General features: G+C 65.7%; 21 protein-coding genes, 1 tRNA gene and 1 pseudogene. 9 read left to right on the top strand and 14 right to left on the bottom strand.

Going from position 1 to position 22,519, the window contains the following annotated elements:
• From F3J18_RS15145 to F3J18_RS15130, 4 genes and pseudogenes are all read right to left on the bottom strand, one after another.
• Positions 1-212, bottom strand: a pseudogene (locus F3J18_RS15145) (23S rRNA pseudouridylate synthase B); the annotation flags it as partial.
• Between the two features lie 63 nt (positions 213-275).
• Positions 276-1,385 (bottom strand): SMC-Scp complex subunit ScpB, encoded by a 1,110-nt coding sequence (scpB, locus tag F3J18_RS15140; protein WP_166913229.1) that lies wholly within the window; start codon positions 1,383-1,385, stop codon positions 276-278.
• 304 nt (positions 1,386-1,689) lie between these two features.
• The gene (locus tag F3J18_RS15135; protein ID WP_240154657.1) at positions 1,690-2,895 is read right to left on the bottom strand and encodes a pyridoxal phosphate-dependent aminotransferase; all 1,206 of its coding nucleotides are present in this window, start codon (positions 2,893-2,895) and stop codon (positions 1,690-1,692) included.
• A gap of 64 nt (positions 2,896-2,959) precedes the next feature.
• Complete coding sequence (locus tag F3J18_RS15130; protein WP_025098688.1) at positions 2,960-3,862, bottom strand: LysR family transcriptional regulator; 903 nt, start codon at positions 3,860-3,862, stop codon at positions 2,960-2,962.
• A 415-nt stretch (positions 3,863-4,277) separates the two neighbouring features.
• Between F3J18_RS15130 and F3J18_RS15125 the strand changes: the two genes are divergently transcribed.
• The gene (locus F3J18_RS15125; RefSeq protein WP_013697771.1) at positions 4,278-4,679 is read left to right on the top strand and encodes a transposase; all 402 of its coding nucleotides are present in this window, start codon (positions 4,278-4,280) and stop codon (positions 4,677-4,679) included.
• Between the two features lie 138 nt (positions 4,680-4,817).
• Here the strand turns inward: F3J18_RS15125 and F3J18_RS37835 are convergent, their stop codons facing one another.
• Positions 4,818-5,075 carry a hypothetical protein gene (locus tag F3J18_RS37835; protein ID WP_205194098.1) on the bottom strand — a complete coding sequence of 86 codons (258 nt, stop codon included), beginning with the start codon at positions 5,073-5,075 and terminating at the stop codon, positions 4,818-4,820.
• Positions 5,076-5,265: 190 nt separating this feature from the next.
• Positions 5,266-5,583 carry a hypothetical protein gene (locus tag F3J18_RS15115; RefSeq protein WP_013697770.1) on the bottom strand — a complete coding sequence of 106 codons (318 nt, stop codon included), beginning with the start codon at positions 5,581-5,583 and terminating at the stop codon, positions 5,266-5,268.
• A 200-nt stretch (positions 5,584-5,783) separates the two neighbouring features.
• Between F3J18_RS15115 and F3J18_RS15110 the strand changes: the two genes are divergently transcribed.
• The 3 genes from F3J18_RS15110 (at position 5,784) to F3J18_RS15100 (ending at position 7,401) form a co-directional block, all read left to right on the top strand.
• On the top strand, positions 5,784-6,500 hold the full coding sequence (locus F3J18_RS15110) for a YdcF family protein (RefSeq protein WP_166913227.1): 717 nt from the start codon (positions 5,784-5,786) through the stop codon (positions 6,498-6,500).
• A 228-nt stretch (positions 6,501-6,728) separates the two neighbouring features.
• The gene (locus F3J18_RS15105) at positions 6,729-6,989 is read left to right on the top strand and encodes a hypothetical protein (protein WP_013697768.1); all 261 of its coding nucleotides are present in this window, start codon (positions 6,729-6,731) and stop codon (positions 6,987-6,989) included.
• Between the two features lie 157 nt (positions 6,990-7,146).
• Complete coding sequence (locus F3J18_RS15100; protein WP_013697767.1) at positions 7,147-7,401, top strand: hypothetical protein; 255 nt, start codon at positions 7,147-7,149, stop codon at positions 7,399-7,401.
• Positions 7,402-7,452: 51 nt separating this feature from the next.
• On the opposite strand, the gene F3J18_RS15095 is transcribed toward F3J18_RS15100, so the two are convergent.
• Both F3J18_RS15095 and bamC read right to left on the bottom strand, forming a co-directional pair.
• Positions 7,453-7,743, bottom strand: coding sequence for a putative quinol monooxygenase (locus F3J18_RS15095; protein ID WP_013697766.1), 291 nt, complete (start codon positions 7,741-7,743; stop codon positions 7,453-7,455).
• A 493-nt stretch (positions 7,744-8,236) separates the two neighbouring features.
• On the bottom strand, positions 8,237-9,460 hold the full coding sequence (gene bamC, locus F3J18_RS15090; RefSeq protein ID WP_166913226.1) for an outer membrane protein assembly factor BamC: 1,224 nt from the start codon (positions 9,458-9,460) through the stop codon (positions 8,237-8,239).
• 619 nt (positions 9,461-10,079) lie between these two features.
• Here bamC and F3J18_RS15085 point away from each other — a divergent pair.
• The 3 genes from F3J18_RS15085 (at position 10,080) to F3J18_RS15075 (ending at position 12,807) form a co-directional block, all read left to right on the top strand.
• Positions 10,080-10,244, top strand: coding sequence for a hypothetical protein (locus F3J18_RS15085; protein ID WP_166913225.1), 165 nt, complete (start codon positions 10,080-10,082; stop codon positions 10,242-10,244).
• A 5-nt stretch (positions 10,245-10,249) separates the two neighbouring features.
• Entirely contained in the window at positions 10,250-11,875 is a 1,626-nt protein-coding gene (locus F3J18_RS15080) for a hypothetical protein (protein WP_166913224.1), read from the top strand.
• A gap of 389 nt (positions 11,876-12,264) precedes the next feature.
• Complete coding sequence (locus F3J18_RS15075; protein WP_240154656.1) at positions 12,265-12,807, top strand: class I SAM-dependent methyltransferase; 543 nt, start codon at positions 12,265-12,267, stop codon at positions 12,805-12,807.
• Positions 12,808-13,132: 325 nt separating this feature from the next.
• On the opposite strand, the gene F3J18_RS15070 is transcribed toward F3J18_RS15075, so the two are convergent.
• Together F3J18_RS15070 and F3J18_RS15065 are read right to left on the bottom strand one after the other, a co-directional pair.
• A tRNA-Pro gene (locus F3J18_RS15070) sits at positions 13,133-13,209 on the bottom strand.
• 85 nt (positions 13,210-13,294) lie between these two features.
• Positions 13,295-14,539, bottom strand: coding sequence for an MFS transporter (locus tag F3J18_RS15065; RefSeq protein WP_166913223.1), 1,245 nt, complete (start codon positions 14,537-14,539; stop codon positions 13,295-13,297).
• Positions 14,540-14,771: 232 nt separating this feature from the next.
• Here F3J18_RS15065 and F3J18_RS15060 point away from each other — a divergent pair, with 232 nt between their 5' ends.
• Entirely contained in the window at positions 14,772-16,220 is a 1,449-nt protein-coding gene (locus F3J18_RS15060) for a PLP-dependent aminotransferase family protein (RefSeq protein ID WP_166913222.1), read from the top strand.
• 51 nt (positions 16,221-16,271) lie between these two features.
• Here the strand turns inward: F3J18_RS15060 and F3J18_RS15055 are convergent, their stop codons facing one another.
• Entirely contained in the window at positions 16,272-16,442 is a 171-nt protein-coding gene (locus tag F3J18_RS15055) for a Flp family type IVb pilin (RefSeq protein WP_025098695.1), read from the bottom strand.
• Positions 16,443-16,803: 361 nt separating this feature from the next.
• Here F3J18_RS15055 and F3J18_RS15050 point away from each other — a divergent pair, with 361 nt between their 5' ends.
• Entirely contained in the window at positions 16,804-18,978 is a 2,175-nt protein-coding gene (locus tag F3J18_RS15050) for a hypothetical protein (protein WP_166913221.1), read from the top strand.
• A 103-nt stretch (positions 18,979-19,081) separates the two neighbouring features.
• On the opposite strand, the gene F3J18_RS15045 is transcribed toward F3J18_RS15050, so the two are convergent.
• The 3 genes from F3J18_RS15045 to pheT all read right to left on the bottom strand — a co-directional run bounded on the left by F3J18_RS15045 (position 19,082) and on the right by pheT (position 22,453).
• Entirely contained in the window at positions 19,082-19,492 is a 411-nt protein-coding gene (locus tag F3J18_RS15045) for a MerR family transcriptional regulator (protein ID WP_166913220.1), read from the bottom strand.
• Positions 19,493-19,548: 56 nt separating this feature from the next.
• The gene (locus F3J18_RS15040; protein ID WP_013697759.1) at positions 19,549-19,950 is read right to left on the bottom strand and encodes an integration host factor subunit alpha; all 402 of its coding nucleotides are present in this window, start codon (positions 19,948-19,950) and stop codon (positions 19,549-19,551) included.
• Between the two features lie 73 nt (positions 19,951-20,023).
• The gene (gene pheT, locus F3J18_RS15035; RefSeq protein WP_166913219.1) at positions 20,024-22,453 is read right to left on the bottom strand and encodes a phenylalanine--tRNA ligase subunit beta; all 2,430 of its coding nucleotides are present in this window, start codon (positions 22,451-22,453) and stop codon (positions 20,024-20,026) included.
• Between the last annotated feature and the right edge of the window lie 66 nt (positions 22,454-22,519).

Below are 22,519 nucleotides of genomic sequence, written 5' to 3'. Positions count from 1 at the left end.
GCGGCTTCCGCACCTTCGGCCGCCGGATCGGCATTCTTCGATTTCGCCGCCGCGCGACGACGCGCGATCAGGCTGCGCGGGCCGCGACGCAGGCCGCGGCGCGGACGGTCTTCGCCGCCCGCGTCCTGGCCGGACTGCTCGGGAGCGTCCTCGGCGCGCGAAGCCTGGGCGTGCGCGGATTCGGACGAATCAATGTCGTGGGTATCAGTCAAAACAACCTCGAAATGTCAGGTCTCGCGCCCGTCGCGGGCGCGGCAATCTCTATATGGCCGCAATCAAGCGCGGCGTTGCGCGGGCTCGTCCTCGTCGGGCGAGGCATCGCCCGAGCCGGTGTCTTCCGCTGAACCGGTTGCGTCGCCGTGCCGGTAGGCCGGGGCCGCGTCGATATCGTGTGGTGCTGCGTCCGCCGGGTTGCGGCTGGCTTGCGCCTCGTGGTGGCGGGCCGACTCGTCGTCAATCTCGGCACCAGGCACGGGGCCTTGTCCTGCTTCATGCTCGACCGCGAGCGGCCGGGCGGGTTCCGTCTCCGCCTGCTCGGCGCTCGCGTCGACAGGCTGCGATTCCTGCTGTTCGATGACGGTTTCGGCGGCCGGCTCGACTTGCTCCGAGGCCTCCGTTGCTTCGACCGGCTCGACCGAGCCGGCCAAATCCAAGCCAATGGGATCGCGCGCCTCGCCGCCTGCGGCCTGGCTCTCCCCCACCGACGGATCGGCAGCATCGCCGCTCGCGCCCGGCACCGGCTCGCCCCCGGCATTCGCCTGGAGCGATTCGCCCGATGCAGCGGAATCAGCCACGTCGAGACCAGCCTCGCCGGCTTCGCCTTCGTTGAATTCCATCGATGCCTGCGCCAGCAGGCTCGCCTCGAGATGCGCGGCGGGCTCTTCGAGCGCCGGCAGATCGTCGAGCGCCTTCAGCCCGAGATCGTCGAGAAACTGTTTCGTCGTCGCATAGAGCGCCGGACGGCCCGGCACGTCACGATGGCCGATCACCTCGATCCAGCCGCGATCCTCGAGTTGCTTCACGACCTGCGTATTCACCGTGACGCCGCGAATCTCCTCGATATCGCCGCGCGTGACCGGCTGGCGATAAGCGATGATCGCCAGCGTCTCGAGCACCGCGCGCGAATATTTCGGCGGCTTTTCCGGGTGCAGGCGGTCCAGATAGACGCGCATCGCAGGCTTGCTCTGAAAGCGCCAGCCCGTCGCCAGCGCGACTAGCTCCACGCCGCGGCCGGACCACGCTTCCTTCAATTCTTCGAGCAACGTTCGGACTGTGTCCGCCGACACGGTGTCGGCAAAGAGCTGCCGCAGATCGCCCAATTTGAGCGGTTCCTGCGCGCAGATCAAGGCAGTCTCGAGGACGATCTTCGCCTCTTGGGTATTCATGCAGCTAGGCCAGACCCTCTGGTCAAACGAACCGGATCAATATACGAAACAGACGATAAGGAACAGAAGACGCGCTCGCCCGATTCTGATCGGTCATATTGATGGGAGCACGAACCGGGGGTGGCGAAACCAGCGTGTTGCCTGACCCTGACCGGACGGAACAGCACGAAACCATGATGGAATCGCGTGACTGGACGCCATCTTACGCACATTCCGACGACGCGTAAAGCCGGCCATTCGATCGATGCCACGCTTTTTCGGGCAATGGTTTTCAATCGCCACCCCGACCAGCCCGCCCTCGCCCTCAGCCGCCCGCTCCCTGCAAAAAGGCTTTCAGGCGCTCGACGCCGGCGTCGAGCCGGGCCACGTCGCAGGCATAACACCAGCGCACGAAACCCTCGCCCTCGTCGCCAAAGGCGCGTCCCGGTGCCAGCCCGAGCCCCGCCTCGCGCACCAGGCGCTTGCAGAACGCCAGGCTGTCGGCCGCGCCCGGCAGGCGCAGGAACAGGTACATGGCGCCGTCCGGCGCCTCGACATGCACGCCGGGCAAGCCGTTGAGCGCGGCCACCAGGTGATCGCGGGCGGTGCGCAGCGACGCGACGAACTCGGCGACGAACGGTTCGCCCTCGCGCACCGCCGCCACGCCCGCGGCCTGCACGAAGCCCGGCGCGCACGAGGTGTTGTACTCGACCAGCTTGGACAGGGCGTCCATGGTGCGCTCGGGCGCCACCAGCCAGCCGAGCCGCCAGCCCGTCATCGCCCAGGCCTTCGAGAAGGAATTGACCACGATCACGCGCTCGTCGCGGCTGGCCAGATCGAGGAACGAGGGCGCGCCGCCCTCGCCAAAACCGAGCCGTTCGTAGACTTCGTCGGCCACGATCCAGATGCCATGTCGCCGACAATGCGCAAGAATAGCGGCCTGCTCGGCCGTCGAAAGGGTCCAGCCGGTGGGATTGTTGGGCGAATTGACGAACAGCATGCGCGTGTCCGGCGTCAGCGCCGCCAGCAGCCGTTCAAGATCGAGCCGCCAACCCGCCTCGCCGAACGCCAGCGGCACGCATTCGACCCGCGCGCCGAGAATCTTGGGAATCTCGACCAGGTTGGGCCACAGCGGCGTGATCGCCACCACGCGGTCGCCGGCGCCGACCAGCAACTGCGCGGCCAGCATCAGCGCGCTGACGCCGGCGCTGGTGACGGCGATCTGGGCGGCCCGCGTCGTGCCGTGGCGGGACGAAACGTAGTCGGCCAACGCCTCGCGCAGCGGCGCCGCGCCGAGATTGTGGGTGTAGAAGGTCTCGCCGCGGGCGAGCGCCGCGCTGGCCGCATCGCGGATGAAGGCCGGCGTGACCCGGTCCGATTCGCCGAACCAGAACGGCAGCACGCCGTCGAGGCCGAATCCGGCATTGGCGACTTCGCGGATCAGCGAAGGCCGCAGCGATTCGACCGCCACGCGCACATCCGGTGCAGGCCCCGAGGTGTTGACGAAAGCATCCAAGCCCGACTCTCCCATGATGATCGTCGCCAGTGTAGCGGGCCGCGCCCGATTCTGGTGCCAGGCGTCGCGGCGCCTGCCTTCAGGCGAGATCCTCGGCCCGTGCCGGCATGTCCCTCACCAGCCCCCAGATCGCCTCGGCGGCCGGCGACAGCGAACGGTCGCGCCGTCGCACCAGCTCCACGGTGCGCTCGGTGCGCGGCGACAGGGGGCGCGCCACCAGCGAGGACCCCGCCGGCAAGGGCAGGGACAGCCAGGGCAGCACGCTCACGCCGACCCCTGCCTCGATCAGGCCGAACACCGTCGCCGAATGACCGAGCTCCTGCACCACCGATGCGCCGACGCGGTGCAGGCTCAGTGCCGCGTCGATCAGCGGCCGGCTGCCCGAGGCGTAGTCGAGCAGCACCAGCCGCTCGCCGTCCAGGGCGCTCCAGGGCACGCTCTCGGCCGCCGCGAGCCGATGATCGGCGCGCGCGACCAGGCAGAACGAATCGGTCATGAGCGGTTCGCAGACCAGGTCGACCACCGCCAGCGGCCCGATCACCACGCCGAAATCGACCTCGCCCGACTTCACCTTGCGCAGCACGTCGCTCTGCACGTCGTCGCGCAGCCCGAGCGTGACGAACGGGAACTGCCGTTCGGCGGCCGCCACCACGCGAGGCATCAAACGGCAGGCGATGGTCGGGCTGGCCGCCACCACCACGCGGCCGCGCCGCTGTTCGCCGATCTCGCGAATCTCGCGCAGGGCATCGTCGAGGTCCACCAGGAGGCGCGACACGCTGGAGATCAGATTCGACCCCGCATCGGTCAGCTGCACGTCGCGCGTGGTGCGATCGATCAGCTTGAGGCCGATCTCGCCCTCGAGCTCGCGCACGCAGCGGCTGACGGCGGACTGCGTGAGCCCGATCTCGTCGCCGGCCCGGCTGAAGCTGCGCAGCCGGGAGACTTCGATAAACACCCTCAGTTGGCGCAGGGTGATATTCATTGAATGCCCTCATCAATCTCACGCTTCGATGCGCGATTGTAGGGCCTTCGCCGAGGAACGGCTCGCGATGAGTCGGTGCGGTGCAGCACGGCCCGCGGCGCACGCCGCGCGGGCTCGATTGCACAAGATTGGTGATTGTCCCGATTTGCCGCGGGGTCATTTTGGCGTCTTATACGCCCCTAGCTGACTTGGCCGTCGGCCCGGTGCGATGCGGCTTTCACGGGGATTGCCGCCGACATGGCACGCTTCGTGCGTCAAGTCGCGTACAGGGTCGCGGGAACCTTCGGATGCACGGCGATACGTTCGGCTGAAGAAGGAATACGGCACCCCCACCCGGCACCCGACGTGGATCGGGTGCTTGAAGAGTGCGCGGCGCAGGGCAGCGCACCGGAGTTAGCTTCGCTGAGGTGAGGACATGATGCTGTTCGACGATTTGAAGGATAACGAATGGGCGCTGGTCGAAGGACTTTTCTGCGCGGAACCCACACGCAGTGAGCGTCGTGGCCGTCCCCGCGTGGAAGCACGTTCGGTCGTGAACGCCGTTCTTTGGGTACTGTCGACGGGCGAGGGTTGGTCGAAGCTGCCTGGGCGCTATCCGTCGCCGCCGACCTGCCGTCGGCGCTTCGACGAGTGGCAGGCCGACGGCACCCTCGCCGAAGTCGTGAAACGCCTCGGCACCAGCGGCCGCCAGGTTTCGCTGCGCGGCCGGATCGGTGCCAGTGCCGTGAAGCCGCCGGCGCCGCCGAGCCGCGATCGCCTGCGGGGCGCATTCTGGACCAATCCGGAATCCTGGCGCGCCCCCGTGAAGATGGCCTGATCCGCCAACGACGCCGGGCAGCTCGCTCCGCCCGCGCGGCCGATTCGCCGCCGCCCGCCATCGCCCGATGGCGGCGTGCGCGAAACATCTCTTTACCATTGCTTACAGCGTTCAGGCGCTCCCACCCCTACCGTAAGGTCAGGTAAAACAGGCCGCGATGACGGCCTGAAGGGAGCCCGAACCATGCCAAGCCACTTGCTGCTCGCCACCGCGAGCATGGTGCTTGCCCTGGCGCTCGCCCCGCGTGCACTGGCCGACCAGCCAGCGAGAACGCCGCCCGGCCAAGCGGGGCATGCCGGTCATGCACATCCGCCACCGGCGCCGCCGCCAGATCGGCCCGCCGTGGTGCCGCGCGGCGACCTGCGCGGCGATATCGCCAGCAATGCCCGGATCCACGGCGCTCCGCCGCCGCGCTCGTCCGGCGCGCTGCCGCGACGCTAGGCACCGCGGCAAATATCCAGAAAGCCGGGAACTGCGGGCGAGGCCGGCAGTCACAACGAATGCCATGAGCACAGCCTGGCAGCAGCAATGTACCCGGTACCGCCCGTATCTCGCGATACGGGCGTTTTTTTGACTAGTCCCTATGCTAGAGGCGGCTTTCCAGGATCGACACCGCACTCGCGTCGCTCAGCACGTAGTCGTCGATACGACGATCGGTCCAGCTCAGTTGCTTTTCGTCATGTTCCAGCCTGGCGAACTCGGCGCGGCCGGTATCGGTCAGCACGGCGATGTCGACGGGAGCATGGAAGCCCGGGGCCGGCGCGACCGTCTTCTGGCGTACCGTATCCATCAGTCCCAGGCTGCGAAGGTATCCGAAGACGTTAGGGCGCCGCGCCCAGGGGACTTGCCGGTATTGCACGCGCCTCAAGGCATCGAGCACTGCTTCGTTGGAATACGTGGCCATCTGGACTCTTTCTCAAAGTACAGCGATCCTGCTGGCGGCCTCGCCGGCCCGGGACTGCTCCGGCCGACACCGCCACGCAACGACAGGCGGACGCTACCCATGATCCACCTGCGCCTTCCCTACCCGTTCCTCGCCACATTTCGCGGCACCTGGAACCGGTCGAACCCGAGCGGGCAAAAAGTTACCTTACCCCATTCAAATTGATTCTGTTCGATTCATTTGTGCTGCTCTTCGTAGCAGCCGCCCTCTGGCGCAAGCGCCGTTTCGCGATCGCCGCCACCGGCCTCGCCCTGCTGCTGGCGATCGGCACCGGCTGGCTGGCCGCGCCGCTGGTCGCCCTGGCCGAAGCCGGGGTCGAACCGGTCGAAGCGCCCGCGATGCGCGGGCGTACCGCCATCGTCCTGCTCGGCGGCGGCATCGAGCACCGCCACGGGGAACTGGTACCGCCCCACGACGCGCTCTCGCGCATCGTCCGCGCCGCCGAACTCCATTCGGTATGCCAAGCAATCGCATCGCAATGCGACATCATCGTGACAGGCGGCGATCCGCATCACCATGGCATCAGCGAGGCCCAACTCTACGCGCCGCTGCTGCGCGAGCGCGGCGTCGCCGAGCGCGATCTGATTCTCGAGACGCGCAGCCGCACGACCTACGAAAACGCGAAGTACACGGCACCCATCCTACTCGCCCAACATTACGACGCGACAATTCTCGTGACATCCTCGTACCAGATGCGCCGCGCCCTGCTCGATTTCGCGCGCTTCGATATCGAGCCGCAGCCCGTCTACGCGAACCAGTTGCAGCCGATTCTCGGCTGGCGCCCGGTCTGGCACAATTTCGCCGCGGCCTCGCGCGCCCTGCACGAGATCGCCGGAATCATGCAATTTTACGCGTATCGGCGGCTCGGCTGGTTCTGATGTCACGGCGCCGCCACATCATCAAGCCGCGGGCATCAATCGGCCCGTCCATAGGTCCGTGGCGCGCGCATGTCGGCACGCGCCACTGTCGCGACCGCGACACGCCGGATCGTTCAGGATGCCCGAAAGTGCATTGATCCGTCACTTTTGCTACACTCGGCTCACTCGGTTGCAGTGCCGGACGGATCGGCAAACTCGGGTCCATCACCACTTAGCGGAGGTAGAGCAATGAAGAAAATGTCCCTGGCTATTCTGGTTTCGATGTCGGCTCTGGCTGGCGCGGCCTATGCGCAAGAAAGCACGACGATCACGACGATCACCGACCCGGCCAAGATCGCCGAAATCGAGCAGCGGGCCCAAGCTCTGCAACAGCAGCAGGACGCCCAGCGTGCCGCGCGTGAAGAGCAGCCGATGCACGAGAAGCACCATATGGGCAAGAAGCATCATGCCGGCAAGAAGGCCGCCAAGGCAGAGGCGGCCAGCCAGTAAGCGCCTACCCCGCAGCCTGTCGGGCAGCGCGGCCGCCACGAGCCGAATCCGGTCGATCCGGGTTCGGCTTTTTTCATGGCACGGCACATCGCGCACGCTGTGCTAAAGTCGCGCACCCGACTTTTCCACCCGTGCGCACTCCGGTGCGGAGGACAGAATGAGCAATATCCAGCTAGACATCGAATGGACCGAAGCGGCAACGCACAAGATCAAGCAACTGATGCCGCGCGGCTCCGACGAGGCGTATCTCGCCCTGCCGCCGATCGAGTGCCTGCCGATGGAAGGCGACGTGCTGTTCCTGGGGCCGCAAGGCAAACAGCAGCCGTTCATCGTGGTCGAACGGCAGTATCACCATGACGGCGACGCCGACTGGACCATCATCCTGATCCTCGACGTGCCGAACGCGCACTGAGGCATCACATTGAAAGCGGGCGGCATCGCGCCGCCCCGCTACTGCCCGCCTTCAGGCGATCCGCTGCATCACGCGGATCTCCGCGCTGTCGATGAAGTCCGCCGCGGCCTTCCGGTAGGCCAGGATATGCGCGGACTGGGCGTGCGCCGCCAGCGCCGCCTCGCTTTCCCAACGCTCGAAGAACACGAAGCGCCGCGGATCGTCGCGATCGCGGTGCAGGTCGTATTGCAGCGCCCCGGCCTCGAGGCGAGTCGGCCCGACGATGGTCCCGACCTGTTCCAGCAGCTTGTCCTCCATCCCCGGCTTGGCGATGATCGTGGCCACCACTGCGATTTCCGACATCTCTGAACTCCCGTCAAGAAAATGGGCAGCGTACACGAATCCTCGCGGCTCGGCCGTGACGCGAGGATTCCAGCCCCACAAAAAAAATTGCCCGCGCTTCCTTCGAAGCGCGGGCAAAACCGTCGCCCTACGAGGATAGGCGACGGGGCCAACGAGGCCCATGCTCGCGCACGGGCCATCAAGCCGGGCCGATGCTCAAGGCGCATCGGGCCATCGAACGATTCGCGACGGCGGATCCGGCGCCATGCCGTTCCGCCTCGCGAACGATGTGCCGGGGCAACATCATTCCGACATATAACAGCAGCTTCCGTGCCAGGCGAAAATTTCATCCTAACTCGTTGATTTAATTGAATTCACAATCATGCACATCGAAATTAAACGGGCGTTGACCGGTTTCGTTACCGGGTAACGTTACGTAACGTCGTATCGTTTCGCGCGCATCAAAGAAAAAGCCCGCCGAATGGCGGGCTTTCGAAAGCGGCGGAGAACCGGATCAGCGCAACTGGTTCGCCAGCAGCGCCATGATCTGGCGGGCCGGGCCGGTCGAGTCGATGTTGCCGCTGGCGTCGACGATGGCGATGCGCGTCTGGTCCTGCGTCAGCGCCTTGACGTTGACGAGGTACTGTTTCGCGGTCTTTTCCTTCTTGCCGTGGAACAGCTGGCTCCAGAAGCCCTGTTCGGCCGCGGTCAGGTCCTTCGGATCGACGTAGCTGACGTAATAGAGCCCCTTGGTGCGATCGCGATCGTCGACCGTGAAATTGGCGCGATCGAGCGCGAGCCCGACACGCAGCCAGGAACGGTCATAGGGCTCGCCGAGCGTGAGCTCCGACGGCACGTCGGGCACGTCGCCGCTGACGACGCGGCCGGAGGAGCGAGCCGGCGCCGCCGAGTTGGCGACGTTCTGTGCGGCCACCGCCGCTGCCGCTGCATCGCCGCCCTTCTTCGCATCGGCAGCCGCGGCGGACGGTGCCGCCACGGCTGCCGCCGTGGTACCGCCGGCCTTGGCCCGCGCGTCGTTCTGCGCCAGCACGGCCATCAGGCGCTTCAGGTATTCGGTCTCGAGCGCCGGATCGTTCGGCCGGGTTTCCCACTTGCTCGAATCGTTGTTCGTACCGGTCAGGGCCTCGCGCATGCCCTTCTGGCTGATGAACACGTAGGTGCCACCATTGGGCGCGGCGTCGAGCCGCGTGCGGTACTTGTTGCGCTCGGCCGTCACGTAGGAATTGCCCATCGCCTTGGTGATCACGCCGCGGATCAGGCCCTGGTTGACCGACGGATGCGTCTCGTTCCAGTCGGTTTCCATCACGCCCTTGTCGCGCTGGTCGATCACGAGCAGGAAACCCTGCTCCTGCCAGAAACGGCGGATCTGCGGCCAGACCGCGGCGGGCGCCTGGTCATCGATGACGAGCCAGCTCTCGGTGCCGTCGCGCTGCAGGTGCATGCCCGGCGTGACGGGCACCACGGCCGTATCGGACTGCGGCGCGACCTGCTGCGTCTGCTGCAGGCTCGACAGCGAGGTTTCGCCGTTGACCGGCGGCAGCGAACGCTGGTCGGCGGTTTCATCCATCATGTTCGGCGGCACTGCGAGCGACACCTCCTTGACCCGGGAATCGCTCTTGTAGTCGATTTTCGTGGGCGACGGCGAGCTGCACCCTGCCACGAACGCGCCGGTTGCCAGCACAACCGCAAACCGCTTGGTAAGACGAAGATCAGACATGTTCAGGGAATCCTTCCGGCTTAGAGGCCACGGGCACTTTTCCGTGGATCAACCGCGCATTTTACCGGGCTCGCGCCGTCAAGTGCAAAAAGCAGGCTGTCGTTTGTACCGGGGACCGCAAGAAAATCAGCAGATCGCCGGCACGGCGGGCGAAAACAGGGGGCGTCACGAATTCTCTCCTGATCAACCAGGCGCTATTCCGGCGTTTTTTGAACATCGGACACGAAGATCGCCACCGTCGGCCAGCGTCCTTTTCGGACGGCAGAAAAAATGGCCGTATGGCTCACCGATCCTGCGCCGCCCACCATGCCTTGATCGACGACGGAATCTCGCCCCCCCTTATCCACCTCGATACCGCACGCGAATCCTTCCCGTCCAGGCGCCCGCCCGAATGCGCCGCCACTACCTTCCCGGTCTCGCGGCCGGTCTCGACCTGGTGTCGTCGGCTTCGTGACATTCAGCACGTCGCGACGCACGAAAACGAATCCCTAAAAATGACTTCACGCCGCTGCAGGCAAGTTCTCGAAGCGATCACCAAGCATTAACGCCCAGCGTCCATGACGCTTCGCTTCCATCCCCCAATGGCGCCGCCGCGCCATCAGAGCCAACAGGAGTTGATTTGAAAATCACCTCAACGACTCGCCCGGTCATCCCGGCTTCCGATCCTGGGACTCGAACGCCGATCGATGAATACAGCAGCACGGAGCCGCCGCCCGATCCGATCCTGGATACGAGTGGAGACGGCATTCTGGACACCAACGGCAATCCAATCGACGCGCGGTGACGAACATGGGCAAACAAGGCACATATCCTCTCGACGGGCGCATTCTCGCAACCGGCGACACGCTGACCGGCGTGGTCACCGGCCAGACCGCCGACGTCCCGATCGAGAATCTCAAGGCGTACACGGATGGACAGATTTCCACTTCGCTCAGCGAAGGTGCCGCTGCATGGGCCGACGTGAACGGCATCGACAGCAGCGATGGCACCACCGTCCGGAACACGCAGGCCAGCGCCATCCTGCAGCGCATGGCCTATCTGCGCGGTCTGCGCGTGAATGTCTGCGATCCCGCCTTTGCCGGCGGCGCATCGCGCACCGGGGGCGACCTGGTTGCGGCATTCAATGCGGCTGCCGCCTTGCTGCAGGCCCATGGCGGCGGCGTGATCGAAATTCCGTACGGCTCGTTCGGCGTTTCAGCAACGCTGGATATCGCGGAAGGCATCGACGTGCTGGTCCACGGCGCAACGATCAAGGCATTGGCGCCAGTGAAATCCCTGTTCAGGATCACGGCCGGCTTGACCTCCCTCGTCGGCGGCAGCTTCGACAACGCGAATGGAAACGCCCAATCGTTCCTGCAGGTCGACAAAGGCTGGGACGACAAGCCCGTGCTGATCTCGCCCGGGTACGTGGGCGGATTCACCGAAGGCGTAACCTGGCTGGCGGGAGATCGCGCGATCATCAAGGGCGGCATGTACGTCTCGAACGAGATCCACATCCACTCGCTCGACAACATGATGAATTCGGAGATTTCCGACATCCTCATGCTCGGCGGCAATGGCGTTCTTATCGAAAAAACCACCACGGACGGTAGCAAGGGCGCGCCCGAGGGCATCGGCATCAGCAGGCTGAAGGTCTTGCTCGGCCAGTCGCCGGCAACCTATTGCATCAATCTGAAAGCCGGATTGGAAGTCAGGATTCAGGGCAATATCTTCGACCAGATCGTCAACGGCCAGGCGGTGATCCTCGATGCCACCGCGGCAACCGTCAATAACATCAAGCTCGATTGCAACTGGATGGGTCGAAATGCCGGTGCCAGCGGAGCGCAATTCGGCGTATATGCAATCGGCGCGGTCGGCACGCCTCATTTGAGCAACAACACGTATTCGGGCTGGCAGGAGGCGGGCATCTACTTCAACGGCCAGGCGGTCGGCACCGCCGCCTACGATGTCCTGATCGAGGACGAAACCTTTTATCACGTCGACCCGTGCACGATGGACATCAACCTGAACTATGCCCAGCGCACGCGCATTTCCAACGTGACCTTCAATGGCGACGAATCGCTCGGGGTAGGGCCAGGTGTCGACGGACGCGTCGATCTCTGCAACTGGAATTCGAAGCTTCCGCCCGCGCTGACGCTTGGCATGAAGTATGGGCTGCAGGGCTCGGGGATGGTGCTGAAAAGCCGGGGCAAGACGGTCATTCCGCAAACGGATCGCCTGGTTGCTGTCGCACATGGCCTCTCTTACCCGCCGGATCCGTCTCAGCTCCGCGCCTGGGCGATCGGCTTCGCCAACAACGCCCCAGGTGAAATCGTGTGCCAGGACCTCGGCACCACGGGCTTCGACATCGTCTCCCGGAACGATCCCGGCGCTTCAGGTTGCCCGGTGGCATGGACGGCCGACCTGACGGAATAAGGGGATCACCGCCCCTCCCTGCCGATGGAAGGCGCACAGACGAAAAAAACCCGCATCGGCCTCTGCCGATGCGGGTCTTTCGAGTTCCCAGCATGGGTATGTGAATGATGCATCTGGCCCCGAAACAAAAAATTACAACTCCGGCCTGTTATGCGAAGGTCACAAAAATTCCCGGTGCGAGGAGATGTATGAGTCAAGCCTGTTTACTTGGGGAAACAAAATCGCGCACCGAAAATGAGTAGGCTTCATCGCGGATCAGATAGGATCGATGTCCCAGGACCGCGTTTTCACAGTGAGAGACATTGCATATGACTTGCAAAAATTCGCAATTTCCTGAGCTCTCGCACGAGCATGTGGATGGTGCGAAACTGTTCGCTAACCGATTCGAGATGATCAAGGGGTTGAACCTGCCCGTCGGCGGCGTCATTTCAGAAATTGGTGTCGCTCACGGGGAATTTTCCAAGTTCCTGATCGATATCCTTCAGCCATCACAATTCGTCGCAATCGACTTGTTTGAAATGGAAAAATACCCGATCCACTGGGGCATTCCGCAGGAAGTGCTATTGCAAGGCAAAACGCACCACCAGTTTTACAAGGATCGGTTTGCTTTCCTGGGTGACAGGATGACCGTCCATAAAGGCCTGAGCTTCGAGCGCATTCCGGACCTTCCTCGCGATTCGTTCGACATGATCTACATCGACGCAGGCCACGATTACGATAACGTGAAGCGAGATGCTGATCTCTCGCAATACGCGCTGAAGCAGGACGGAACCCTGATCTTCAACGACTACGTGATGTATGACCCGTATATCGATGCCGAATATGGAATCGTGCAGGCCGTGAATGAGTTCGTTACCGTCGGTGGATGGAAGGTAGTCGGCTTCGCGCTTCAACACAGCATGTTTTGCGACATCGCTATCAAGCGCGTGTAAGTCGAAGCCCGATCCGACATCGAGTCGCTGCTACTCAGGATAATTTCGTCGTGAGCGACGGACCGCGAAAACAGCCCCAGCCAGCGAGGTGATGCCAAGGCGAACGTGCAGGTCGCTTCAATCCATCGAACGCATTCGATGTCACGGTCTCACCGACAAACCATTCAGGGACAGCGAACGGCGGTGCCTGGCATCAGCGCGGAAGGAAGGGATGGCGTCGCTACGCGTTCGAGGAAAGAAACCGAGAGACGCGACAGCAAGTTGCGCGGGCCGCTCAGATAGACAAAAGGCCGTCAGGACAAAGCCCTGACGGCCTTTCTACTACTGGTCGGGGCGAGAGGATTTGAACCTCCGACCACCTGCACCCCATGCAGGTACGCTACCAGGCTGCGCTACGCCCCGAAAGAAAAAGAGTATATCAGACAGTTTGCCAGGATAGAACCACCATCGTGCACTTTTTCATCGGAGGCTTCCGCATCTCTCCTTCTCATGCCTTCGGCGCCCGTGACGCACGCCCCGACAAGCTCGCTCCGCGCCACAACACCAAGCCCCCCAGCAGCACCAGGCAAGCCAGCGCGCTCCACGCCGCGCCGTAACGAAAACGGTCGACGAGCACGCCGAACAGCGGCGGCAGGATGCTGATCGCGAGCATGTTCAGCGTCATCGAGAAACTGAGCGTCGAGGCCACCACGCTGCTCGGCGCCATCTCGGCGATCTGCAGCAGATAGAGCGGATACCAGCCGACGCCGACCAGCCCGACGACACCGAAGATCACGGCCAGCACCAGCTTCGGCGTCTCGGCCGGCAACAGCGGCAGGCCGAGCGCGACGGCGATGCAGATCGCCATGCACATGCCCAGCGAACGCAGCCGGCGCCCCGGCCACCAGCGGTCGCTGAGCCAGGCGAGCCCGACGCGCCCCAGGATCCCGAACCACTGCGACAGCGAGAACAGCAAGGCCGCGGCCACCAGCGGGTAATGGAAACGCGCGGCGACGAACGGGATCGCATGCGTCGCGAAGGTGTACTGGAACGCGACCATCGCGGCGCCCGCCGCCATCACCGGCCAGAGCACGGTGTGGCCGGCTACCAGCCGGATCGAGGTCAGCAGCCCCGGCGGCGCGGCCGACGGCAGGCCCGGCGCCTTGCGTTCGTCGCGATGCAGCAGCGCGAACAGCGCGCCGCCGGCCAGGCCGATCGCCCCCTGCACGACCAGCGCGAGGCGCCAGCCCTGGGTCGCTGCCAGCAGCGGCAGCGCCATGGCCGCCAGCGCGGTGCCGAGCGGCAAGCCGGCCTGCCTGACGCCGGTCGCCATGCCGCGCTCCCGCGGCGGGAACCAGCGGACGATGGCGCGCGTGCCGCCGGGCTGCACCGAGGCGTAGGTGGCGCCGATCATCGCGATGAACCCCAGCAGCACCGGAAAGGACGGCGCCATCCAGGCGCCGAGCATGGCGGCCAGGCCCATCATGCTCATCGTCGATGCAACCACGCGGCGTTCGCCGAAGCGATCGATCAGCCAACCGAGCATCAGCATGGTCACGACCTGGCCGCCGTTCAAGGCGCTGATCGCCAGCGCGCCGGCCGCCTCCGACAGGTGAAACGCCGCCTGCAACGAAGGCATCAGCGTATAGAGGCCCTGTGCCGTGATCGACGCGGTGGTCTGTGCCAGGGCGGCGACGCCGAGCACGGTCCAGCGATAGCTGTCGGTCGACTCCCCGGGCAAGACGCGAGACATGGGCAGACTGGGTTTCAAGGCGGATTTTCGTCGATCGCGGCGTGCGCCGCGGTGGCTGGGGCTCGGCGCCACGGAACCAGGCCACGGGCGACACGAGTCGAAGCCCATCTTCGCGCATGCCCGCCGCGCGCGACACATACAGAAAAACGGAAAATCGACCGGTATAGCGAGCCGCTCGAAGCACGGCCGCGTTGCTACAATTTCCGCCCGCACCCGGCTTCCTGCCCGAGACATGACCCACAAATACCGCACCATCGCCGCGCACTACAGCCGGGCGATCGAGACCGGCCTGCTGCCTGTCGGAGAGCGCCTGCCCTCGCTGCGCGAGCTGGCCAACCTGCATCGCGTCTCGCTCGCGACCACGGTCGAGGCCTGCCGCCTGCTGGAGCGGCAGGGTTATGTCGAGGCGCGGCCCAGGGCCGGCTACTTCGTTCGTCATCCCAAGCGATCCGCGGCGCCTCACGCCGACCCGCCCGGCCGCGCCGCGGAACCCGACGAGCCGCGTATCGATGCGGCCGACTACGTGGGCGTCCACGAGCGCATTTCGGTGATGCTCGCGCGCGCCATGCAACGCGCGCCCGAGGTCGACCTGGCGCGGGCGGTCTGCGCGCCGGCGATGTATCCGGGCGCGGCCCTGAAGAATCATGCGCTGCGCATCCTGCGCGCCCGCCCGAGTCTCTACGATGCCAGCCCCGATCCCGGCGGCGTCTCCCGCTTGAAGGAGGCAATCGCGCGCGTCTCGATCACGCGCGGGCTGGACCTCGACCCCGGCGCCGTGCTCGTCACCCACGGCTGCAGCGAGGCCCTGTCGCTCGCCTTGCGGGCCGTCACCTCGCCGGGCGACGTAGTCGCGATCGAATCGCCCTGTTACTTCGGCATCCTGCAGATCCTCGAATCGCTGGGGCTGCGCGCGCTGGAACTGCCGACCGATCCGCAACGCGGCCTCTCGCCGGAAGCCCTCGAGATCGCCCTGCGCCGCCCGGGCGGCGTGCAGGCCGTGATCTGCACGCCGGCCCTGCATAATCCGCTCGGCAGCATCATGCCGGACGATGCCAAGGCGCGGCTGGTCGAATCCTGCGAGCGAAGCGGCGTCCCGCTCATCGAGGACGACAGCTACGGCGCGCTGCTGCCCAATCCCGCGCATGCGCGCCCGCTCAAGTCCTGGGATCGCAGCGGCAACGTGATCCACTGCAGTTCGCTGAACAAGACCGTGTCGCCCGGCGCGCGCATCGGCTGGCTGACGGGCGGCAAATGGCAGAACCGGATCGAGATGCTGATGTACGCCGTGTCGCGCCACCGCGAGGAGATCCCGCAACTGGCCGTGGCCGACTACCTGACGAGCGGCGCCTTCCATCGCCAGATGCGGCGCATGCAGACGCAGCTCGCGCGGCAACGCGCCCTGCTCGCCCAAGCGATCGCCGAGCATTTCCCCGCCGGCACCGAGCTCACTCGTCCGGCGGCGGGTCTGCTGCTATGGGTGACGCTGCCCGGGCGAACCGATACCGACCGGCTGTTCGATCGTGCCCTGCACGAGGGCATCCGCATCAGCCCCGGCTCGATGTTCTCGAATACCGGCCGCTTCGGTCACTGCCTGCGGCTGAGCGCCGGCATGCCGTTCGATTCGCGCATCGAGGCGGCGGTCGAACGGCTCGGGCAACTGGTTCGGGAACTGCCATCCTGAGGCGGACGGCGCGGCAGGCCCGGGAAGGCCGGCAGGAGAAAGCGCCGCGGGTCAGAATCTGTTGAAAAAGCTCGCGACGAACGAAAACAGGCTTTCCACGCTATTGCTCAAGGCGGTTGCGCCCAGCGCCGCGGCCCCGACCACGAAACCGCCGATCAATCCATACTCGACCGCGGTCACACCCGTCTCGTCGGCCAGAAAACGCTTCCACACTGCCTTCATTTCATTCCCCACGTGCATCGTTGAAATCTTGTTTGATCGTTATTGCGGCGATGATACGCCTCGCACGTGACGTCGCAATGGCGATCTACCACGAAATTCGTGGCGATTTCCACCTTCACTTCCGCCCTATTTTTAACGCCAACTCATACGTTCGTTTGAATTCGCGCGTTTGAATTCGATCCGCGCGATCGCCGCCTTTCGCACCGGAACGTCATCCGCCGCGCCGCAACACGCCGAGCGTTTGTTTGGTACCGCTTCTCTAGGCCCCTCGTGCCAGACTTCCCGGCAGTCGGAATCGCACCGACACCGCGGCCGGACGGCTCGACGCCATCACGGACCGATCGACAGGGAGACGAACATCATGCGAACACCGGCATCGCGTGCCTGGCGCACGCGTTTCGCGCCTGCGCGTCGCGCGAGCTGCGGCCAGGGCCTGACGCGTGCGCTCGCCGCGCTCGCGCTCGCGGCCTCGCTGCTCGCCACCGGCTGCGCCGAACCTTCGGCGAACCCGGCCACGACCGCGGGCGGCAGCCTGCCGAAAATCGATCGCGACAAGGCCGAGCAACTGCGGCGCGAGCAGCAGATCGCGAGCAGCCTGCCCTCGCTCGGCTCGATTCCCGTCACGCGATCGCGGCCGCTCAGCCTGCGCGATTCGGGCCAGGACGGCGCGATCACGATGCTGCGCGATGTCGATTTCCGCATCGTCGGCGAGCTCGGCTTCTACGTCCACCAGTTGTCGGCCACGCTGCGCCCGACCCGCCCCGGCGCCCCGATCGTCTTCGACGATCCCTCCAGCTTCGGCATCGACGTGCATCGCGGCATCGTCACGCTCGACGACAGCAAGCTCACTGCGGTCTTCAATACCTACCTGTTCGGCTATCGCGGCGCGCCGCTGCGCAAGCTGCAGGTCTCGGCAGGCGACGGCGTGATCCATCTGCAGGGCGAGATGCAGCGCGGCGGCTGGGTGCCGTTCTCGCTGACCGGCAAGCTCTCGGTGCGCGACGGCACCGCGCTGGTATTCCATCCCACCGAGGTCCGCGTGCAGGGGCTGGACGCAAACCCGGTGATGCGCGCGGCCAACGTGAAGATGGCGGACCTGCTGAAGATCGACACGCCGGTGGCGAAGCTGTCCGGCGACGACCTGGTGATGCAGGTCGACAAGCTGATGCCGCCGCCGCAATTGAAGCTGAAGGTGGTCGCGTTGCGCATCACGCCAGACGGGCTCGACCTCGCCTTCGACGACGGCACCGGAGCCGGTTTCGCGATGCCCGAGGGCGCGCCGCAGCAGGCCATGCTGATCCGCGGCGGCGACGTGAAGTTCATGCGCTCGATGCCGATGAACGCCGACATCCTGATCGGTCCGGCCCGGCCCGCGACGAAGGCCGAGCCCTTCGTGTTCGATCTCTACCACTATCGCGGCCAGGTCTCGACCGGTTACTTCAGCTTCGCGCCGAGCGGCGCGATGACCATCCACATCCCGTCCTATGCCGGCGCGAAACCGCCGCCGGACGCGATCGGCTCGGCCGGCGCGCGCCTGAACGACAGCTTCGTCAAGACCCAGCAGGCAGCCTTGCGCGACGCGCGCCAGCGCTGGTTCTCCGAAGCCCTGCCCGGCGGCGGCGCCTCGCTGGCCGTGAACGCCGCCACCGGCGCGCCGGCCGACGAGCGGCACGTCTCGAGCCGGACCACGGCGATCCAGCTGCGCAACGTGGATTTCAGCATCGCCGGCCAGATCGGCTTCCACGTCGACCAGCTCGACGCGCAGATGGTGCCGCGCCGCGCCGGGGAACCGGTCGATCTCGACGATCCGAACCAGTACGAAATCCGCATCCTCGGCGGCTCGGTGCTCGAGACCTGGCCGGCCATGAATGCGCTGTTCAACGACTACCTGCTCGACTACACGCCGCGCGCGCTCAACGACCTGAAGCTCGCGCCCGACGGCGACAAGCTGCGCGTGACCGGCGGCATCCGGCTGTGGAATCACGTCCCGCCCGGCGTCTGGCTGCCGACCTCGATGACGGGCACGCTCTCGGTGCTCGACGGGCGCCATATCGCCTACACGCCCTCGCAGGTCTCGGTGCTCGGTGTGCCGCAGGCGACGCTGCTGCGCGCGCTCGGCATCGAGCTGGCCTCGCTGACGCCGCTGCGCCGGCGCGGCGCGGAACTGCGCGGCGACGCGCTGGTGCTCGACCAGTACACGGTGTTCCCGCCGCCCGTGTTGAAGGGCCAGCTCGCGCAGGTGCGCGTCGAGCCGGCCGGCCTGCGGCTCAGCTTCCATCGCGCACCCGACGCGCCGCCGCTGCCGAAACCCGGCACCAACGCGAGCAGCTACATCTGGATGGAAGGCGGCGACATGAAGATGTTCAACGTGCTGGAGACCAACCTGCGCGCGCTGATCGAGAACACCGCGCAGCCAGGGGCGATGCGTTTCGATCTCTACGGCTATCGCGAGCAGGTCTCGAAGGGCTCGGTTCGCATGACGGCCGACGGCACCCTGTTGGTCGATCTCGGGCGCGCGAATCCGCTGGCACCCTGAGCACGCCGCTGCCTATCGGCGTCGCGACGATGAAAAAAGCCCGCCAGGCAACAAGCCTGGCGGGCTTTTTCACAAGATCCTGCATGCACGGCGACGATGCCGCCTACTTGCGCTCCAGCACGTCGATCACGTCGATCAAAGCACGCCGCAGTTGGTCGACATCCACCGCTTGCCCGGCCGACGCGGCCTCGGCCTGCGCGGCCGGAAACATCTCTTCCTGCTCGGTCGGCATGCCGCGATCGGAACCATGCGAATCGAGCCGGTTGCGCGCGCCATTGATGGTGAAGCCCTGCTCGTACAGCAGTTCGCGAATTCGCCGGATCAACAGCACCTCGTGGTGCTGGTAATAACGCCGGTTGCCGCGACGCTTGACCGGACGCAACTGCGTAAACTCCTGTTCCCAGTAGCGCAGCACATGAGGCTTCACGCCGCACAACTCGCTGACCTCACCGATCGTGAAGTAGCGCTTCGCGGGAATCGGGGGCAACACGACTTTCTCAACCGTCGATGTCATCGTCAGTCAACCGTCGGTAAGCGCGGGCAAACCGCGCGGCGGCACGAATGTGCCGGTCAGCGTGTGATCGGCGTGTCCGAGCCGTTCTCGACGAGCGCCTTCAGCTTCTGGCTCGCATGGAAGGTGACGACACGACGCGCAGCAATCGGAATCGCCTCGCCCGTCTTCGGGTTGCGGCCCGGCCGTTGCGGCTTGTCGCGCAACTGGAAGTTACCGAAGCCGGACAGCTTCACGCTCTCGCCATTCTCGAGCGCGTCGCGGATCACCTCGAAGAAGGCTTCGACCATGTCCTTGGCTTCCCGCTTGTTGAGCCCGACGCTGTCGAACAGCAGTTCCGCGAGCTCGGCCTTCGTCAGCGTCGGCGTCTCGCCGGACGGCGCCGCTGCCACGTCGCGGTTCAGGGCGCTGCGCTGCGCCGTCAGAAGGGCTTCGAATTCACTCGAGTTCATGTCATTCATATCTGCAAAACTTGCGCATTATCCCTGGTCAAAACCGGCCGGAACCTGCTGCATCCCGGCCGGCTTCCGCGTATCAGCCGCGCAGTCGCGCGCCGTGGACCCGCATGCTCTCGACGAGGGCCTGGATCGCGAGATCGACCGTCTCGTCCTGCAGCGTCCCGGCCGGATCCTGCAGGGTGACGCGGAATGCCAGGCTTTTCTCGTGCGCCGCCAATCCACCGGAAGTGTTTGATTTTGCACGAAATTCGTCAAAGAGTACAACCTTCTGGACGAACTTGCATGCCTCGCCCGACAACGCCCCCTTGATCGCGTCGAACAAGGCCTGCACCTCGACCTGCTGGTCGACCACCACGGCGATATCGCGACGCACCGGCGGGAACTTCGACACCTCGGTCGGCGCCGGCAGCGCGCGCGCGATCAAAGCCTCGGCGTCGATCTCGAACATCACCGGCGCATGCGGCAGTTCGTACTGCTGCATCAGGCGCGGATGCAGCTCGCCGATCCAGCCCACCGCGCGACCATCGAGTTCGATGCGCGCGCTGCGGCCCGGGTGCAGCGCCGGATGCTCGGCCTTCACGAAACGCGCGACGGCCGGCGCGAGCAGCGCCTCGAGGTCGCCCTTCACGTCGAAGAAGTCGACCTGCCGCGTCGGCGCTCCCCATTGCTCGTCGAGCAGCGGGCCATAGGCCAGCGCGCCGACGCGCTTGGGCTGCTGGTAGCCCTCCACGCTCAGCTCGCCCGCCGCCACCTCGGCATCGGCCAGGTAGACGCGGCCGGTCTCGAACACGCGCACGCGATCGGCGCGACGGTTCAGGTTGTGGCGCAGCACGCTGACCAGGCTGCCGAACAGCGTGGTGCGCATCACCGAGAGCTGGCTGGCGATCGGATTGAGCAGGCGCACCGGGTTGGTGTTGCCGGCGAAATCGCGTTCCCAGTCCGCATCGACGAAGCTGAAGTTGACCGTTTCCGCGTAGTCGCGCGCGGCCAGCGCATGACGGATCGTGTGGATCGAGCGCTGCGTCTCGTTGGTTGCGCGCATCTCGCTGGTCGCCACCGGCGGGCGTGCCGGGATCCGCTCGAAGCCGTAGATCCGCGCGACTTCCTCGATCAGGTCTTCCTCGATCTCGATGTCGAAGCGATGCGGCGGCGGCGTCACCGCGAAGCTGTCACCGTCCTGCGTGAAGCTCAGGCCCAGGCGCGTGAAGATGCTGGCGATCTCCTCGGCCGCCACCGCCACGCCGATGATGCGATTGGCGCGCGACACGCGCATCGTCACCGGCGCGCGCGACGGCAGGTTCACCGCCTGGTCGTCGACCGGGCCGGCCTGGCCGCCGCAGATATCGAGGATCAGCTGGGTGATCCGCTCGATGTGCTCGACGGTGGTCGAATAGTCGACGCCGCGCTCGAAGCGATGCGCGGCATCGGTCGAGAAGTTGTACTTGCGCGCCCGGCCGCGGATGCTGTCGGGCCACCAGAAGGCGGCCTCGAGATAGATATTCGTGGTGTCGAGCGTGACGGCCGTGCTGTCGCCGCCCATGATGCCGGCCAGGCTCTCGACCTGGCTCTGGTCGGCGATCACGCCGACCTGCTCGTCGAGCTCCACCGTGTTGCCGTTCAGCAGCTTGAGCGTCTCGCCGCGCTTGCCCCAGCGCACGTCGATGCCGCCGTGGATCTTGTCCAGGTCGAACACGTGCGAGGGCCGGCCCAGCTCGAACATCACGTAGTTCGAGATGTCGACCAGGGCCGAGACGCTGCGCTGGCCCGCGCGCTCGAGGCGCTCGACCATCCACAGCGGCGTCTTCGCGCGCGCGTTCACGCCGCGGATCACCCGGCCCGAGAAGCGGCCGCACAGATCGGGCGCGGAGATGCGCACCGGCAGCGTCTCATCGAGCTCGACCTTGGCCGGCGGGAAGGCGACGGGCTTGAGCGGCGCGCCGGTGATCGCGGCGGTTTCGCGCGCGATGCCGTACACCGACAGGCAGTCCGCCTTGTTCGGCGTCAGCTTGATCTCGAAGATCGTGTCGTTCAGGTTCAGCGTGTCGCGGATGTCCTGGCCGATCGGCGTGTCCTCGGGCAGCACCAGCAGGCCGCTGTGATCCTCGGACAGCTTCAGCTCGCGAGCCGAGCAGAGCATGCCCTGGCTTTCGACGCCGCGCAGCTTCGAGAGCTTGATCAGGAACGGCTTGCCGCCCTCTTCGGCGGGCGGCAGCTCCGCGCCGACCAGCGCGACCGGCACCTTGATGCCGGGCGCCACGTTCGGGGCGCCGCAGACGATGTTCAGCGTCGTGCCGGTGCCGGCATCGACCTGGCAGACGTTCAGCTTGTCCGCGCCCGGGTGCTTGACCACCTCGAGCACGCGGCCGACGACGATCCGCGAGGTCGGCGGCGCGGCGGCGCGCAGCGACTCGACCTCGAGGCCGGCCATCGTCAGCGCATGCGACAGCTCGTCGGTCGTCAGTTGCGGATCGACAAAGGTTCTCAACCAGGATTCAGGGAATTGCATGGGTGTCTACGTTCGAAACAGGTTAGATCGATACAGCGCGGCGCGGCTCGCGTCGAACGACGCGCG

Source organism: Burkholderia sp. Ax-1720 (assembly GCF_011753035.1).
Classification (GTDB): Bacteria; Pseudomonadota; Gammaproteobacteria; order Burkholderiales; family Burkholderiaceae; genus Burkholderia; species Burkholderia gladioli.
This window is presented reverse-complemented; position numbering and strand designations above follow the sequence as displayed.